The organism is Aminobacter aganoensis (assembly GCF_014206975.1).
Taxonomy (GTDB): Bacteria; Pseudomonadota; Alphaproteobacteria; order Rhizobiales; family Rhizobiaceae; genus Aminobacter; species Aminobacter aganoensis.
Genome location: NZ_JACHOU010000006.1, coordinates 102429 through 118554 on the forward strand (window position 1 = coordinate 102429; position 16126 = coordinate 118554).

17 protein-coding genes are annotated in these 16126 nt (G+C 67.0%); all 17 read left to right on the forward strand.

The window, feature by feature from the left end:
- Positions 1-81 precede the first annotated feature (81 nt).
- The 17 genes from fliF to GGR00_RS14555 all read left to right on the forward strand — a co-directional run bounded on the left by fliF (position 82) and on the right by GGR00_RS14555 (position 16063).
- The gene (gene fliF / locus GGR00_RS14475; protein WP_184699795.1) at positions 82-1719 is read left to right on the forward strand and encodes a flagellar basal-body MS-ring/collar protein FliF; all 1638 of its coding nucleotides are present in this window, start codon (positions 82-84) and stop codon (positions 1717-1719) included.
- Positions 1719-2339 carry a hypothetical protein gene (locus GGR00_RS14480; protein ID WP_184699796.1) on the forward strand — a complete coding sequence of 207 codons (621 nt, stop codon included), beginning with the start codon at positions 1719-1721 and terminating at the stop codon, positions 2337-2339. Before fliF ends, GGR00_RS14480 begins: the two co-directional genes overlap by 1 nt.
- Positions 2336-3664: a MotB family protein gene (locus GGR00_RS14485; RefSeq protein WP_184699797.1), complete on the forward strand. Its 1329-nt coding sequence runs from the start codon at positions 2336-2338 to the stop codon at positions 3662-3664. Before GGR00_RS14480 ends, GGR00_RS14485 begins: the two co-directional genes overlap by 4 nt.
- Entirely contained in the window at positions 3661-5046 is a 1386-nt protein-coding gene (locus GGR00_RS14490) for a chemotaxis protein MotC (RefSeq protein ID WP_184699798.1), read from the forward strand. The genes GGR00_RS14485 and GGR00_RS14490 overlap by 4 nt, the downstream gene beginning before the upstream one ends.
- On the forward strand, positions 5043-6332 hold the full coding sequence (gene fliK, locus GGR00_RS14495; protein ID WP_184699799.1) for a flagellar hook-length control protein FliK: 1290 nt from the start codon (positions 5043-5045) through the stop codon (positions 6330-6332). Before GGR00_RS14490 ends, fliK begins: the two co-directional genes overlap by 4 nt.
- Positions 6274-6852, forward strand: a complete 579-nt coding sequence (locus GGR00_RS14500) for a transglycosylase SLT domain-containing protein (protein WP_210315025.1) — start codon at positions 6274-6276, stop codon at positions 6850-6852. The genes fliK and GGR00_RS14500 overlap by 59 nt, the downstream gene beginning before the upstream one ends.
- 214 nt (positions 6853-7066) lie before the next feature.
- Positions 7067-7735 (forward strand): response regulator transcription factor, encoded by a 669-nt coding sequence (locus GGR00_RS14505; RefSeq protein WP_055979530.1) that lies wholly within the window; start codon positions 7067-7069, stop codon positions 7733-7735.
- A gap of 64 nt (positions 7736-7799) precedes the next feature.
- Positions 7800-9053, forward strand: coding sequence for a flagellar hook protein FlgE (locus GGR00_RS14510; RefSeq protein ID WP_055979533.1), 1254 nt, complete (start codon positions 7800-7802; stop codon positions 9051-9053).
- A gap of 33 nt (positions 9054-9086) precedes the next feature.
- A complete protein-coding gene (gene flgK / locus GGR00_RS14515; protein ID WP_184699800.1) occupies positions 9087-10535 on the forward strand; it encodes a flagellar hook-associated protein FlgK in 1449 nt (482 codons plus the stop codon).
- Between the two features lie 3 nt (positions 10536-10538).
- Positions 10539-11591: a flagellar hook-associated family protein gene (locus GGR00_RS14520; RefSeq protein WP_184699801.1), complete on the forward strand. Its 1053-nt coding sequence runs from the start codon at positions 10539-10541 to the stop codon at positions 11589-11591.
- A 26-nt stretch (positions 11592-11617) separates the two neighbouring features.
- Entirely contained in the window at positions 11618-11965 is a 348-nt protein-coding gene (gene flaF / locus GGR00_RS14525) for a flagellar biosynthesis regulator FlaF (protein ID WP_055979543.1), read from the forward strand.
- Positions 11962-12405, forward strand: a complete 444-nt coding sequence (gene flbT, locus GGR00_RS14530) for a flagellar biosynthesis repressor FlbT (RefSeq protein ID WP_055979546.1) — start codon at positions 11962-11964, stop codon at positions 12403-12405. Before flaF ends, flbT begins: the two co-directional genes overlap by 4 nt.
- Entirely contained in the window at positions 12405-12830 is a 426-nt protein-coding gene (flgD, locus tag GGR00_RS14535; protein WP_184699802.1) for a flagellar hook assembly protein FlgD, read from the forward strand. The genes flbT and flgD overlap by 1 nt, the downstream gene beginning before the upstream one ends.
- A complete protein-coding gene (gene fliQ / locus GGR00_RS14540; protein WP_055979551.1) occupies positions 12827-13093 on the forward strand; it encodes a flagellar biosynthesis protein FliQ in 267 nt (88 codons plus the stop codon). Before flgD ends, fliQ begins: the two co-directional genes overlap by 4 nt.
- A 151-nt stretch (positions 13094-13244) precedes the next feature.
- The gene (locus GGR00_RS14545) at positions 13245-14888 is read left to right on the forward strand and encodes an MFS transporter (protein WP_184699803.1); all 1644 of its coding nucleotides are present in this window, start codon (positions 13245-13247) and stop codon (positions 14886-14888) included.
- 68 nt (positions 14889-14956) lie between these two features.
- Positions 14957-15406, forward strand: a complete 450-nt coding sequence (locus GGR00_RS14550; protein WP_184699804.1) for a DUF1801 domain-containing protein — start codon at positions 14957-14959, stop codon at positions 15404-15406.
- Between the two features lie 75 nt (positions 15407-15481).
- Positions 15482-16063, forward strand: a complete 582-nt coding sequence (locus GGR00_RS14555) for a GNAT family N-acetyltransferase (RefSeq protein ID WP_343065557.1) — start codon at positions 15482-15484, stop codon at positions 16061-16063.
- The last annotated feature ends 63 nt before the right edge of the window (positions 16064-16126 follow it).

Sequence of the window (16126 nt, forward strand, 5' to 3'; positions counted from 1 at the left end):
CTCGTGCGCGGCCCATATCATTTTCGCACAAGCTTCGAGGTCTAGGGTCTCCCCGGAAGATATTGCGGGGAACCTACGCACGTGCCCGAACAGCTACAGAGCATAGTCGCCAACTTCAGGAGCTTTGGCCCGCGCCGGCTCGCCATTTTGGGCGGCATCGCGGCGTTGGTCCTCGCCGTCGTCGGCGTGGCGTCGGTCTATCTCAACCGGCCGGCCTACGAGACGCTCTATGTCGGGCTCGAACGTTCCGACGTGAACCAGATCGGCATGGTGCTCGGCGAAGCCGGCATCGGCTTCGACGTCGCCTCCGACGGCACCACCGTCCTGGTACCTGCCGGCCAGACCGCGCAGGCGCGCATGCTGCTTGCTGAAAAGGGCCTGCCCACCAGCGCCAATGCCGGCTACGAGCTCTTCGACAATGTCGGCTCGCTCGGCCTCACCTCCTTCATGCAGCAGGTCACCCGCGTCCGTGCTCTGGAAGGCGAGATCGCCCGCACCATCCAGTCGATCACCGGCATCAAGGCCGCCCGCGTCCACATCGTCATGTCCGAGCGCGCCAATTTCCGCCGCGACGAGCAGAAACCTTCGGCCTCCGTCGTCATCCGCGCCTCCAGCCTCGACGCAGACAAGAGCGCGATGTCGATCCGCCACCTCGTCGCCGCCGCCGTGCCCGGCCTCGACGCCGAACGCGTGACCGTGCTTGATTCGAGCGGCAACCTGCTTGCAGCGGGCGACGACCCCAACAATTCGAGTGCCGCCCGCTCCATCGGCGTCGAGCGCACCGTCGAGACCCAGATCGAGGACAACATCCGCCGCGCGCTCGCCGCCTACCTCGGACCCGACAATTTCCGCGCCAGCGTCAAGGCCGACGTCAACACCGACTCGCGCCAGACCGAAGAAACCATCTTCGATCCGGAGTCGCGCGTCGAACGCTCCGTCCAGGTCGTCCGCGCCAACGAGAACTCCAACCAGAAGCAGTCCGCCACCCCGGCCACCGTCGAGCAGAACCTGCCCGATGCCGAAGCCACCGCCACCGACGGACCGCAATCGACCTCGGCCAGCGATCGCAAGGAAGAGATCACCAACTACGAGATGAACTCGAAGCGCATCGCCACCGTCTCGAACGGCTATTCGGTGACCAAGATGTCGATCGCCGTTGTCGTCAACCAGCAGCGCCTCGCCACCATCCTCGGCAAGGACGCCACGCCGGAAGCCATCGCTGCCCGCGTCGCCGACATCCAGAAGATGGTGATCTCGGCCACCGGCTTCGACGAAAAGCGCGGCGACCTGATCAACGTCTCGGCGGTCGAGTTCATCGACGGCCTCGACGGAGTGGAAATCGCCAGCCCCGGCGTCCTCGCTTCCGTCGGCCAGCACGCCGGCACGCTGATCAACGCAGCCGCCTTCATCGTCGTCGTCTTCCTCGTCGCCTTCTTCGGCCTGCGCCCGCTGGCGACGGCCCTGTCGAAGCCGGTCCCCGCAGCCATCGCCGGCCCCAGCTTCGACGAAGTGCAGCGGTCGCTGCCGACGCCGGATGCCGGTTCCGCCACCGCCGAGGCGCCTCCCGCGCTGCCCGGCGCGCGGCCCACCGCCATCGACGACCTGCGCAACAAGCTGCGTCCCGCCCCGCAAGATCGCCTCGCCCGCATGGTCGACATCAATGAAGAACGCACCGCACTGATCCTGCGCAAGTGGGCTGCCCAGGAAGTCGCCGCCTGATGTCGATTGCCGCACTTTTCGAAAGGCTGACCGACTTCGCGCCGCTGGCCGCAAATGCCCCCGACGCCGTGGCCCCAGCCCCCAGCGCCTATCCCAAGGCCGTTCCCGAGCCTGACATCCCGGCCATCGTCGCGGCTGCCGTCGCCGCCGCCGAGACCGAGCTGGCGATGCGCCTCGACAGCGAGCATCAGGCCGCCCTCGAGGCCGAGCGCCAGCGCCATGCTTCCGAACTGGCGGGCCTGGGCGCCCGCTTCGGCACCGACATCGGCGCCGTCATCGGCGCCCGCATCGCCGAGATGGAGACCCGTGTCGTCCACCTCGCCACCGACGCCGCCGCCCGCGTCGTCGCCGGCCTGGTCAGCGACGACATCGCCACCCGTTCGATCGATGCCCTTGCCGCCGCGATCCTGTCGGCCACCGCCGACCGCGACGCCGTGCGCATCAAGGTCAGCGGCCCGCAATTCCTGTTCGACGCACTGGCCACCGCCATCGGCGACCGTGCCGAAAACATCGACTTCAGCGAGGCGGTCAGCTTCGACCTCAGCGTCTCGATCGATGACAACCTGTTCGAGACCCGCCTCGGCGAGTGGTCGTCCGCCCTGACCGAGACCTTGCCATGAGCGTCGCCGACGGCACCGAGCCGCGCCACGAGATCGTCATCGTCCGGCGCGCCCATTCCGACCACGACGAAGCCCATCACGGCGGCGTCTGGAAGATCGCCTTCGCCGACTTCATGACAGCGATGATGTGTTTCTTCCTCGTCATGTGGCTGATCAGCGCCGCCAACGAGCAGACCAAGGCTGCCGTGGCGAGCTACTTCAACCCGGTCAAGCTCGTCGACCGCAACGCCAGCCGCAAGGGCCTCGAAGAACTCGGCGACGGCCCCAATTCGGTCGGCCTGACCGCCGAGAACCCGCAGGAAGTCAGCGGCAAGGCCGGCGCCGACGGGCGCGGCAATGCCGGCCCCGCGACGGAACAGAATTCGCAGGATTCCGCCGCCGTCATCAAGCGCTCCGACGAACACCTGTTCAACGACCCTTATGCGGTGCTGGCCGAGATCGCCCAGGACACCGGCACCAAGGCCAATGTCTCGGAACGCGGCGAAGGCGGCATGCAGACCGCCGGCCCGTCCAGCGGCGCCTCCGGCGGCGAAGCCTATCGCGATCCCTTCGCGCCGGATTTCTGGACCGAGCAGGTCGCCACGCCCATCGCCGAGGCAAGCGCCGAGCGCGCGGCCATCGAGGGCGAGCCGGCCAAGCCCGGCGACAAGACCGAGCGTTCCGCCAGATCGGAACCGGTGAAGGCGCCAGAATCCAGGACCGAACCCCAGGCCGAGGTCGCCGAGCATCGGTCGCCGCTCGACATCGCGCCCGGCAACCCTGCCGGCGAGAGCGCCAAGCCGGGCGACGCACCGAAGGCCGAGACCGTCGAGGCCGAGGCGCCGGCCGACAGGCCGAAGCCAAGCGACGCGCCGAGCCAGCACACCATCGGCGAAGCCGACTCCATCCGGCGCGAACTCGCCGAGGCGATCAAGTCGGGCACCAACCTGCCCGACGGCCTGTCCGTCGTCGCCACCGACAAGGGCGTCGTCATCTCGGTCACCGAGCAGTTCGACTTCGGCATGTTCGAGATCGGCTCGGCCGTGCCGCGCAAGCAGCTCGTGCTGGCCATGGAAAAGATCGCCAGGACGATTACCGCCCACGAAGGCAACGTCTCGATCAACGGCCACACCGACGCCCGCCCCTTCCGCGGCGGCGGCTACGACAACTGGCGGCTGTCGACCGCGCGTGCCCATTCGGCCTATTACATGCTGGTGCGTGCAGGGCTCGACGAGAAGCGCATCGTCGAGGTCGCCGGCTTCGCCGACCGCAAGCTGAAGGACACGGCGGAGCCGTTCTCGGCCACCAACCGCCGCATCGAGATCCTGCTGGAGCGCTCTGAATGAGGCTCGCGGCGACCCTCTCCGGCGCAGCGCTGATCGCCCTGCTTGTGGCGACGGCGCCGGAGCACGCACGCGCCGCCGAGGCGCCGGCGCTCGAGCCCTACCAGATGGTGCGCTGCCTGCAGCTCGTGCAGGACCGCATCGCCGCCGGCGACCAGGCCTCGCTGCCGATGCAGCGCCGCCTGCTCGAAATGACCGACGAGAACATGCGCGCCGCCAGCCCCGCCGCATTCAAGGAGCCGAAGAACTTTCGCGCCCTGCTGATCTACGCCATGAGCGGCGGCAACCCGCTGACCATCGAGCAGGTCGTCTCCCGCCTCACCCTCGAAGAGGCCGACCAGGCGCTTGCGCAAGGCATCATCGACTATCTCAGGGGCAAGCCCAAGGGCACCGTCGATGCTCTCGCCTCGGTCGATCCGCTGACCCAGATCTCCGAACTCGGCGCCTTCCTGGCGCTGGTCAAGGGCTCGGTCAGCATCGCCCAGGAGCCCGAGCAGGCGATGAAGCTGTTCGACCAGGCCCGGCTGCTCAGCCCCGGCACGCTCGTCGAGGAAGCCGCCCTGCGCCGCTCGGTGGCGCTCGCCCCCCGGCTCGATGACGGCGCCCGCTTCCTGCGCAGCTCGACCCAGTACGTCCGCTACTACCTGCGCTCGCCCTATGCCAGCCAGTTCGCCGACGCCTTCGTCGCCGGCATCGTCACCCTGCATGCCTCGATCAGCCTCGACACCGTGGGCGAGATCACCGCGATGATGGATGCTGAGCAGGAGAAGGTCGTCTATCTCCGCGTCGCCCGCCGTGCCGCGATCGACGGGTTGACCGAACTCTCCGCCTTCGCCGCCGCCAGGGCCGAGCAGGGACGCGACGGCCAGCGCAACGACGCCGATCCCCGCACCCAGCTTTATTCCGGCCTGTCGTCGGTCACCTCCGGCTCGGCCGACGACATGCTGGGCAAGCTTGGCGGCATCGACCGCGACAAGCTGTCCAAGGGCGACCGCGCCTTGCTCGACGCCGTGGAGGCGGTCGCGTCCGAACTGACCTCGGCCCTGCCCGCCGCGCCCGATGCCAAGCCAAAACCGGTCGACATCGGCGACCTGCCGCCGGCTTCGATCGACATCGCACCGCCCCCGGCCGATCCGATGGTGCCCGACGCCGCCGAAGCGCCCGCGCCCGAAACGCAGCCGGCGACCACGGTCCAGCAGCCCGCCGTCGCGGCCGCGCCGAGGGTCGGCCCCAGGGTGGTGCCGCTTACGGCATCGCCGCAACCGGCAGCCGCCGAACCGACGACGGCCGACGCAGCGCCCGCGGAGGCCGAAAACCCCAAGGTCATCGAAGCGCGCCGCACGCTCGAAGCCATAGACCAACTGCTCGGAGTCTCCCCCAAATGACCGACGCCATCCGCTCGGCACTGGCAGGCCCGCTCGCCTCGCAATCATCCGCCGATCGCAACGCCTTCGCCGGCAACGACGACCAGGGCGATTTCGACCGCGCTCTGGCAGCCCCGCAAAAGGGTGACCAGAAGGCCGAGGACACGCGCCACGCCGCAGGGGCGCCGCATGAGCAGCGCTGGCACAAGCTGGCCGAGCGGCTGGCCGCGCGCGATCCGCGCGTGGCGGAGCCCGGCGACGACGCAACCGACGCCAGGCCGACCATGCATGGAGAACAAGCCGAAGCCCCCGAACCGCCGCTTGCCGAGGCATCGCCCAAGGAACCCGCCAGCTCCGACAAGCCGGCCGAAACGGCCTTGCCGCTAGTGCTTGCTCTCAGCGAACTGCGCAAGGCAGGCAGCCAGGCGGCCAGTGCCGGCCCGGCCGACGCACCCGCCACCGAGGCCGGAACCGGCCTCGAACAGCCCAGCCTCGCCGCCGACGCCCCGGACAGCGAGCCGCGCCTCGTCGGCAACGCACCGTCGCGGGCTGCGGCCTCCGGTATCGCATTGCCGCCCGGCATGTCGGCCGCAGCCGAAACACCGGCGCTCGCCGACGCGTCGTCCGCTCCCGCCGGATCGGCAACCGGCGATGCCGAGGCCGACACGCCGGCACGCCCGGTTGCCTCCAGGCAGCCGGACCAGGCTGCCGCAACCAACCGCGTCAGCGTCATTTCCGAGCAGGCGATCCCCGCCCCGGCCACCTCCGTCGCCAACGGCACGGCTGGCGCGCTGGCGATGGACATCGCCTCCTCCGCGCCGCGCCACACCGCTGCCGCCGCCACCGTCCAGCAGCTCCAGGCCAGCGCCGCAAACGCACCTGCCGCCCAGGTCCTGAAGATCCAGCTGCGGCCCGTCGAATTGGGCATGGTGACGGCCAGCCTGCACCTCGCCGGAGAACAACTTTCGGTTGAAATCGAAGTCGAGAACGCCGAGGCCTATCACCGTCTCTCGGCCGACCGCGAAGCGATCGGCAACGCCCTTCGCGGCCTCGGTTTCGACGTCGACCGCGTCACCATCCTGCAGCCCCAGTCGCCCGCCCAGGCGCAGGCACGCAGCGACGGCAGCGGCCTTTCCTCCGGTTCCGGTGGCCGCGAGCAGCCGGCCTTCCAGTCGGACGGAATGGGCGGTGAAGGTGGCAACTCAGGCAATGGACGTCCCGGCGGGAGAGCGGCAAATGAAGAAGCCAATGCACGCAACATCTCGTCGCCTCGCACGGATCGTCCTGGCAGCAGCCGCTATATCTAGTGCCGCGACCGGCCTGGCCGCTGCGGCTGCCAATCCTTGCGAGCCGGAGATCCTGCGCGCCGCCGACCGCTATGGCGTGCCGGTCGGCATCCTCTATGCCGTCGGCCTCACCGAAACCGGCAGGAAGGGAAGCTTGCAGCCCAACGCATTGAATATAGAAGGAAAAGCCGTCTTTCCGGGAAGTGCTGCCGAAGCCGTTGCCGCCTTCGAGGCTGCCCGCGGCGAAGGCAAGACGCTCATCGACCTCGGCTGCATGCAGATCAACCACCGTTATCACGCCGCCGAGTTTCGCAGCGTGCGCGACATGCTCGACCCGCGCCGCAACGTCGACTATGCCGCGCGTTTCCTGGTCAGCCTGCACAGCCGCCACGAGTCCTGGTCGATGGCCGTCGCGCGCTATCACGCAGGCCCCGACAACGACCCCGCGCAGAAGCGCTACGTCTGCCGCGTCATCGCCAACATGGTCGCCACCGGCTTCGGCCGCTGGACCGAAAACGCCAGGTCCTTCTGCAACCCCTAGGCGGTTTCGCGCCACGCTGAACCGGCCACGAACCGAGACCCCGCCCACATCGCCGGCCTGAAGCCCGGATGCACGCATGTCGTGCAACCGTTTCAACCCATGCGAGTCCGGACTCCCAAAAAAATAGCGGCAAGAATTCACGATTGGTCGCCTTGGTCTCGACCCATTACCGATTGGTTAACGGGGCATTTTTTCTGATTCGGAGGCGGGGCCGATGATTGTTGTTGTCGACGAGCGCGAGCTCGTCACCAAGGGCTATAATTCACTTTTCGACAGGGAAGGCGTGGCTTGCGCGGGCTTCCGTTCGGGCGAGTTCGGCGAATGGGTCGAAAGCGCTCCCGAAGAGGATCTGCGCTCGGTGCGCGCCTTTCTCATCGGCGATTGCAACGAGGGCTCCATCTCTCCGCGCCAGCTGCGCGACCGCTCCAAGGCGCCGGTGATCGCGCTCTCCGAGCAGAACAATCTCGAAAATACGCTCAAGCTTTTCGAATCCGGCGTCGACGACGTCATTCGCAAGCCGGTGCACATCCGCGAGATCCTGGCCCGCATCTCGGCGATCCGCCGCCGCGCGCAGGAAGACACCGGCTTCACCCAGATCGGCGCCATGCGCATCTTCATGGACGGCCGCGATCCCGAAATCGACGGCCAGCCTATGCCGCTGCCGCGCCGTGAGCGCCGCATCCTCGAATATCTCGCAAGCAACAGCGGCCGCCGCGTCACCAAGACCCAGGTCTTCAACGCCATCTATGGTGTCTTCGACGAAGAAGTCGAAGAAAATGTCGTCGAAAGCCACATCTCCAAGCTGCGCAAGAAACTGCGCGAGCGTCTCGGCCACGATCCGATCGATTCAAAACGCTTTCTTGGCTACCGGCTCGTCGTCTGACCAGCCTCGCGCAAGACATGTTGCGTAGTTTTGTTTCGTGGCATGAGATTTGGAGAGACCACCGATGAGCCTCTATGGAATGATGCGGACTGGCGTGTCGGGGATGAACTCCCAGGCGAACCGTCTGTCGACGGTCGCTGACAACATCGCCAATTCGAGCACCACCGGCTACAAGCGGGCCTCGACCGAATTCTCGTCCCTGGTCCTGCCAAGCACGGCCGGCAGCTACAATTCCGGCGGCGTCACCACCACGGTGATCAACTCGATCAGCAAGCAGGGCGCCCTGCAGTACACCACCTCGGTCACCGACCTCGCCATCGACGGCGACGGCTTCTTCGTTGTCGAGGACGCCGGCGGCACCACCTTCCTGACCCGTGCCGGCGCCTTCGTGCCCGACAAGGATGGCTATCTCGTCAACACCGCGGGCTACAGGCTCCAGGGTTGGGATCTGAGCCAGGGGCCCCGGCCGGGCGCGCCGATCGACCCCAGCCAGATCGACGCGATCAAGATCGACGACACGACGCTCCAGTGGGCGCCGAGCGAGAACGGCACGTTCACGGCCAACCTGCCGCGCGATGCGGTCATCGTCCCGGCGGCCAACTTGCCGTCGGCCAACGCCGCCACCGCGGCCTACACCGCAAAGTCTTCGCTTGTCGCCTACAACAGCGCCGGCGGGCAGATGATCCTCGATGTCTACATGACCAAGACGGCCGCTGGCACCTGGGAAGTCGCGGTCTTCGATCAGTCGCAGGCAACGGCCGGCGGCTTCCCCTACACGGGCGGCGCGCTTTCCACCGAGACGCTCGACTTCGACGCCACCGGCAAGCTGACCGGCACGAGCGCCACCGACATCACCTTGACCGTGCCGGGCGGCGCCTCGCTGACCATCGACTTGTCGAAGATGTCTCAGGCCGATGCCGACTACAGCGTTTCCAAGGCCGTCCTCGACGGCAGCCCGCCCAGCAAGATCGAGCGCATCGAGATCGACAAGGACGGCACCGTCTACGCCCAATATGCCAACGGCTCGATGAAGGCGCTGTTCTCCATCCCCATGGCCAACGTGCCGAGCCCCGACAAGCTGACCGTCATCTCCGGCAACGTCTTCGCCCAGGGCGCGGAATCCGGCGCCGTCACCATCGGCTGGCCGACCGAAGGCAAGAACGGCAAGGTTGTCTCCGGCGCGGTCGAGAACTCCAACGTCGACATTGCCGAAGAACTCACCGCCATGATCGAGTCGCAGCGCAACTACACGGCCAATTCCAAGGTCTTCCAAACCGGCGCCGACCTCATGGACGTCCTCGTCAACCTGAAGAGATAGGACTGACGGGCCCTAGCCCGCGAAAGATCCCGCATGTCCCTGACGTCTGCCCTCAACATCGCCCAATCTGCGCTTCTCCACACGTCGCGCCAGACCAGCACCGTTTCCCGCAACGTCTCGGAAGCGCAGAACCCGGACTACGCGCGCCGCTCCGCCATGCTGGCAAGCACCGGCCCCGGTGCGCGCGTCGTCGAGATACAGCGGGCGACCAACGAACTTCTGTTCCGTCAGAACCTGTCGGCGCTCGCCTCCTTCTCGGGCCAGAACACGCTCTTCGAGGGCCTGCAGAAGCTCGCCCTCGACGTCAACGGCAGCGACAACGCCGGCTCGCCGGCGACCGCGCTCGGCAAGTTCCAGCAGGCGCTGCAATTTTACGCCGCCTCCCCGTCCAACCAGAACCTCGGCGTGGCCGCCATCGACGCCGCCCGCCAGGTGGTCCGCACGCTCAACGACGGCTCCAGCGCGATCCAGCGTTTCCGCACCGAGACCGACAGCGAAATCGCCACCACCGTCGACGACCTGAACCGGCTGCTGGCCGACTTCGAGCAGGCCAACAAGACAATCATCGCCGGCACCCGCACCGGGCGCGACGTCAACGATTCACTCGACCAGCGCGACGCCATCCTGAAGAAGATCTCCGAGATCGTGCCGATCTCGACCTTCAAGCGCAGCGACAACGACATGGTCATCACCACGGCCGACGGTTCGACATTGTTCGAAACCGTCCCGCGCGTCGTCAGCTTCTCGCCTTCGCCCGGCTACGCCCCGGGCGCCGCCGGCAACAAGATCTACATCGACGGCGTGCCGGTCCAGCCCGGCACCGGCGCCAACACCGACGCGGCGGGCAAGCTTGCGGGCCTCGTCCAGTTGCGCGACAGCGTCGCCGTCACAATGCAGGCCCAGCTTGACGAGACGGCGCGCGGCCTGATCACCGCATTCTCCGAAACCGCACCCGCCCTTGCCGACCAGGCCGGCCTGTTCACCTGGTCGGGCGGACCGGCGGTCCCCGGCACGATGGTCAACGGCCTCGCCCGTTCGATCCGTCTCAATCCGGCCGTCGACCCGGCTGCCGGCGGCGATCCCAAGCTGCTGCGCGACGGCGGCATCAACGGCGCTGCCTACAACAAGAACCCCGGAGCCAACGCCTCCTACGCCGAACTGCTGATCTCTTATGGCGACCGCATCGACCAGACCATGAGCTTCGATCCGGCCGCTGGCATCAGCGCCTCGTCGAGCCTCAGCAGCTTCACCACCAACTCGGTCGGCTGGTTCGAGGGCATGCGCAAGCAGGCCGCCAGCGCGTCCGAGTCCAAGGAGGCACTAGCCGTGCGCACGGCCGAGGCGCTGTCCAACGAGACGTCGGTCAATGTCGACGTCGAAATGTCGCTCCTGCTCGAACTCGAGCAATCCTACCAGGCCTCGGCGCGGCTCATCAAAGCGGTCGACGAGATGCTGTCGGCGCTGCTTGCGGCGGTGAGGTAGGCGATGAAAACCACCTTCGTCTCTTCCGCCGCCGTAACCAACGCACTGCGCTATTCGCTGCTGCGCCAGCAGTCGGAATTGGCCAAGGCACAGAAGGAAGCCTCGACCGGCTTCGTCGCCGACACCGGACTGGCGCTCGGCGCCCGCACCGCGCAGTCGGTCACGCTGCATCGCGACCTCGAACGGCTTGGCGGCATCGTCGATTCCAACGGGCTGGTGTCGGCCCGTCTTTCGGCGACGCAGAAGGCCTTGAACCAGGTCGGCGGCGCGGCCCAGTCCTTCCTCTCGAGCCTGACCAGCAGTGCCTCGGGCGATGCCGCCTACGCGCTCACCCAGAAGAGCGGACGTGCCACGCTCGACACGCTGACCTCGGTGCTCAACACCAGCCTCAATGGCGAATACCTGTTCTCCGGCACCAACACCGACGTCAAGCCGATCAACGACTTCAAGCCGGGCTCGGCGACCAAGGTGGCCTTCGACGCGGCCTTCGCCGGCTATTTCGGCTTCAACCAAAACCATGCCGACGCGCAGGACATCACCGCCGCCGACATGACCAACTTCATGTCCACCGTCGTCGAGCCGATGTTCCTTGGCGCAGGCTGGCAGGCACCCGGCAGCCCCTGGTCGAACGCCACCAACCAGGGCATCACCAGCCGCATCACGCTCAACGAAACCACCGAGACCTCGGTCAGCGCCAACAACGAGGGCATCCGCAAGATCGCCATGTCGGCCGCCATCATCAGCGACCTGCTCGACAGCAATGTCGGCAACGCCGCGCGCGGCGCTCTGGTCACGCATGCCGTCTCGAGCATCGGCGAGGCGATCAGCGACATCGGCCAGCTGGAAGCCCAGACCGGCATCATCGAGCAGCGCGTCAAGAACGCCACCGACCGCATCAACGTGCAGGTCGACCTGTACGAGCGCTACATCCTCGATACCGAAGGCGTTGACTATTACGTGGCTTCGGCGCGCGTCGCCGACCTGGTTTCGCAAATCGACAGATCCTACGCGCTGACCGCGCGCATCCAGCAGCTCAGCCTGATGAAGTATCTCTGACCTGACCGGCAACACACGGGACGCATATGTATCAATTCTCCTATGCCGATATCCAGACCGACTCCGTCGCCGACGCGCGGGATCGCGAACGTCAGCTTCTCACGCGCTCGATCGACATGCTGACCACGGCCAGCGAGGTCGGGACCGATTCCAACGAGGCCATCGCCGCGTTGAACTTCACCAACCGCGTGTGGACGTCGCTGCTCGACGACCTCGGCAGTCCGGAGAACGAGCTGCCGAAGGAACTCCGCGCCAACCTCATCTCCATCGGCCTGTGGCTGCTGCGCGAGGCCGAGGACATCCGCCAGGGCCGCAGCGACAGCTTCGAAGGCCTGATCGAGGTCTCGCAGATCATCCGCGACGGCATCCAATGAAAAACACGCTGAAGATTTCGCTGAAGGCCAACGAGAAGATCTACATCAACGGCGCGGTCGTCCGCGTCGACCGCAAGGTCTCGCTCGAACTGCTCAACGACGTGCAGTTCCTGCTCGAAAGCCACGTGCTGCAGCCCGAGCAGGCATCGACGCCGCTGCGCCAGCTCTACTTCATCCTGCAGGTGATGCTGGTCGACCCGGTCGGCGCCGTCGAGGCCCGCGACATGTTCCGCCGGTCGCTGCCGCTGCTGCTCGCCACCTTCGACAATCCCGAGATCCTGTCGAGCCTCAAGCACATCGACCGCCTCGTCGCCGAGGACCATGTCTACGAAGCGCTGAAGACCATCCGCTCGCTCTATCCCCTGGAAAAGCGCGCCATGGCCGGCAACGACCAGCAGCAGCCGGCCGAGCTCGCCATTGCAGCCGGAGGCACATTCTGATGGCCATCGACTACACCACCTCGGTGCCGGGCACCTCCAGCACCAACAAGACGGCCACCGGCACGCCGGCGCCGTCCAAGACCCAGGTCGACTACAACTCGTTCCTCAAGCTGCTCGTCGCGCAGATGAAGAACCAGGACCCGACCAAGCCGATGGACTCGACCCAGTACGTGGCGCAGCTCGCCACCTTCTCGCAGGTCGAGCAGTCGGTGCAGATGAACACCCGCCTCGACCAGATCCTGCAGGGCTCGGCGCTGGCCCAGGCCGACGCGCTGATCGGCCGGACCGTCACCTCGCCCGACGGCAAGACCTCGGGCGTCGTCGCCGAAGTCCGCCTGTTCAAGGACGGCGTCGTCGCCGTCCTGACCGACGGCAAGCAGGTCGTCATCAACCCCGGCGTTTCGATCAAGGCCACGCCGGCGTGAACGAGGCCGATGCCCTCGACCTCGTCCAGTTCGCCATCTGGACGGTGCTGACTGCCTCGGCGCCCGCCGTGGCCGCGGCCATGCTGGTCGGCGTCGGCATCGCGCTCATCCAGGCGCTGACCCAGATCCAGGAAATCACCCTCACCTTCGTGCCCAAGATCGTCGCCATCTTCCTGGTCGTGGCGCTCACCGGCCCGTTCATCGGCGCCCAGATCTCCTCCTTCACCAACGTCATCTTCGAGCGCATCGAAACCGGCTTCTGATCACCCCGCTGGTCGTCGCCGGACTGGACCGCCCGCGAACCGGCCTTTGCCCTGCCGGCTTTCGACAATTTGGGTTCACCCCGCTCACCGATCATGGTCTAGTCGACCGCGACGATTCACACGAGGGCATCCGGCTCGGCCGGCTTGGCGCATGGACGACGACCACCAGTACGAGCGAGGTTCTGCACTCGAGCCGTTCAAGCACGGCATTTTCCGTTCCGTCTGGTTCGCCAGCCTGGCGTCGAATTTCGGCAGCCTGATCCAGTCGGTCGGTGCCGCCTGGCTGATGACCTCGATCGCCACCTCGTCCGACATGGTGGCGCTGGTCCAGGCCTCGATCACCCTGCCCATCATGCTGTTTTCGCTGGTCTCGGGCGCGCTCGCCGACAGCTTCGACCGCCGCCGCGTCATGCTCACCGCCCAGTGCTTCATGCTGGCGGTGTCGGCGCTGCTGACGCTCGTTGCCTATCTCGGCCTGATCACGCCCTGGCTGCTGCTCGCCTTCACCTTCCTCATCGGCTGCGGCACCGCGCTCAACAACCCGTCCTGGCAGGCCTCCGTCGGCGACATGGTTCCCCGCCCGGTCATGCCGGCGGCCGTCGCGCTCAATTCGATGGGCTTCAACATGACGCGCAGCGTCGGCCCGGCCATCGGCGGCATCATCGTCGCCGCCGCCGGCGCCGCCGCCGCCTTCGCCGTCAACACGCTGAGCTACTTCGCCATCATCTTCGTGCTGTTTCGCTGGCGCCCGCACTATCCCGCCAACCCGCTGCCGCGCGAAACCCTCGGCCACGCCATGGCCGCCGGGCTGCGCTACATCGCCATGTCGCCCAACATCGGCAAGGTCCTGCTGCGCAGCTTCGCCTTCGGCTTCACCGCCGTCGTGCTGCAGGCGCTGCTGCCGCTGGTGGCGCGCGACCTCGTCGCCGGCGGCCCGCTCACCTACGGCATCATGCTCGGCGCTTTCGGCGTCGGCGCCGTCGGCGGCGCGCTGATCAGCGGCCGCATCCGCAGCAGCATGTCGAGCGAGGCGATCGTGCGCTCGGCCTTCCTCGGCTTTGCCCTGTGCAGCTGGATCGCCGCCTGGAGCTCGAACGCCTGGGTCACCAGCGCCGGCCTGCTCATCGGCGGCGCCTGCTGGGTGCTGGCGCTGTCGCACTTCAACATCACCGTGCAGATGTCGACGCCGCGCTGGGTCGTCGGCCGCGCGCTGTCGATCTACCAGATGGCGACCTTCGGCGGCATGGCGCTCGGCAGCTGGGTCTGGGGCCTGATCGCCGAGGGCCATGGCCCGGCCACCGCCCTCATCGTCGCCGGCGTCGTCATGCTCGCCGGCGCCGCCATCGGTTTCCTGTTGCCCCTGCCCGAGCACACCGCGCTCAATCTCGACCCGCTCAACCGCTTCCGCGAGCCGCATCTGGCGCTCGACGTCCAGCCGCGCAGCGGCCCCATCGCCATCATCATCGAGTTCATCATCCGCGAGGAGGATGTGCCCGCCTTCCTCGACGCCATGGCCGAGCGCCGCCGCATCCGCCGCCGCGACGGCGCCCGCAACTGGACGCTCGCGCGCGACCTCGAAAACCCCGAAATCTGGGTCGAGAGCTACCACACCCCGACCTGGCTCGAATATGTCCGCCACAACCAGCGCGCCACCCATGCCGACGCCGAGATCGGCGAGAAGCTCAGGTCGCTGCACAGCGGCGCCCAGCCGCCGCGCGTCCACCGCCTGATCGAGCGCCCGACCAGCCTTGCCGCCGCCATCGTCACGCCCAAGGGCCCGATCGACCTGCACTGAGGCGCGGCCGGCAATCGGCAGGACACCGTTTGACCGGCTCGGCCCCGCATCATCGAGAGGAGACAAGAATGGACAAGAAAACCGCCTCGAATGACGCAGACAGCGCCGCCGCCGCGTCCCGGCAGATCGATGACAAGATCGCCGCCCTCGGCGATTGGCGCGGCCAGGTGCTGGCCCGGCTCCGTGCCCTGATCCGCCAGGCCGACCCCGACATCGTCGAGGAGGTGAAGTGGCGCGGCGTTCCGGTCTGGTCGCATGACGGCATCGTCTGCACCGGCGAGACCTACAAGGCTGCCGTGAAGATGACCTTCGCCAGGGGCGCCTCGGTCGAGGACCCGAAGGGTCTCTTCAACTCGAGCCTCGAAGGCAACACCCGCCGCGCCATCGACATCCACGAGGGCGACACCATCGACGAGGAGGCGTTGAAGACGCTCATCCGCGCCGCCGTCGCCCTCAACACCTCGGTGCTCGCCGCTCGCGCGCAGAAGCGCGCCCCGAAGCGGCCTGAGGGCGCCTGAGCGGCCTCCTGGTCCGTGACCGGCGCCGGGTCGGCGCGATGGGCCTGGGTCGCGAATTGGGCATCCGCGCTACGCTTGCCGCTTCCGCAATCCATCGGTTGTGGCACCGGCTGCCAGGGCATAGGACGGCAGGCAACAAGTCAGGGAATCGTTTTTCCGGAATACCCCATGATCGAGATAAGACATGCCGTGCATGATGAAGTTCATGTGCTGGCCCGGGTCGGTTTGGCCGCATGGTGCAAGGGCATACAACCGCTCGTGCCTTCGGCGACGTCGGACAAAATCGAGAAAGACAACCCGTTCGTCCCGTTCCTCGAAGACATGGGGGCGCGGGTGCTGGTCGCGGTCATCGATGATCGGGCCGCCGGCATCGCCGCCTGCGAACACTCCGACGACTACATCAGCGATGTCTGGGTCGCGCCCGAGTTCGAGGGACGCGGCGTTGCGTCCGCGTTGATCGGAGCACTCGAACGGGAAATCTCGGGACGAGGCTTTTCGAAGGCTCGAATTCACGTAGCCGCCGCCAACACGCGCGCGCTTGGACTGTACGAGCATCTTGGCTACATCGAGGTCTCGCGCGAAACGGCCTTCGACCCCATCTTGGAAATCTCGCTCGACAAGATCGGCCTGGAAAAGCACCTGTCGGCCCAACGATAATTTCGAGTGTCTCTCCGCACGATCCAGTCGAGAACACCCGGTTCCCGCTTTAGTGCGCATGAT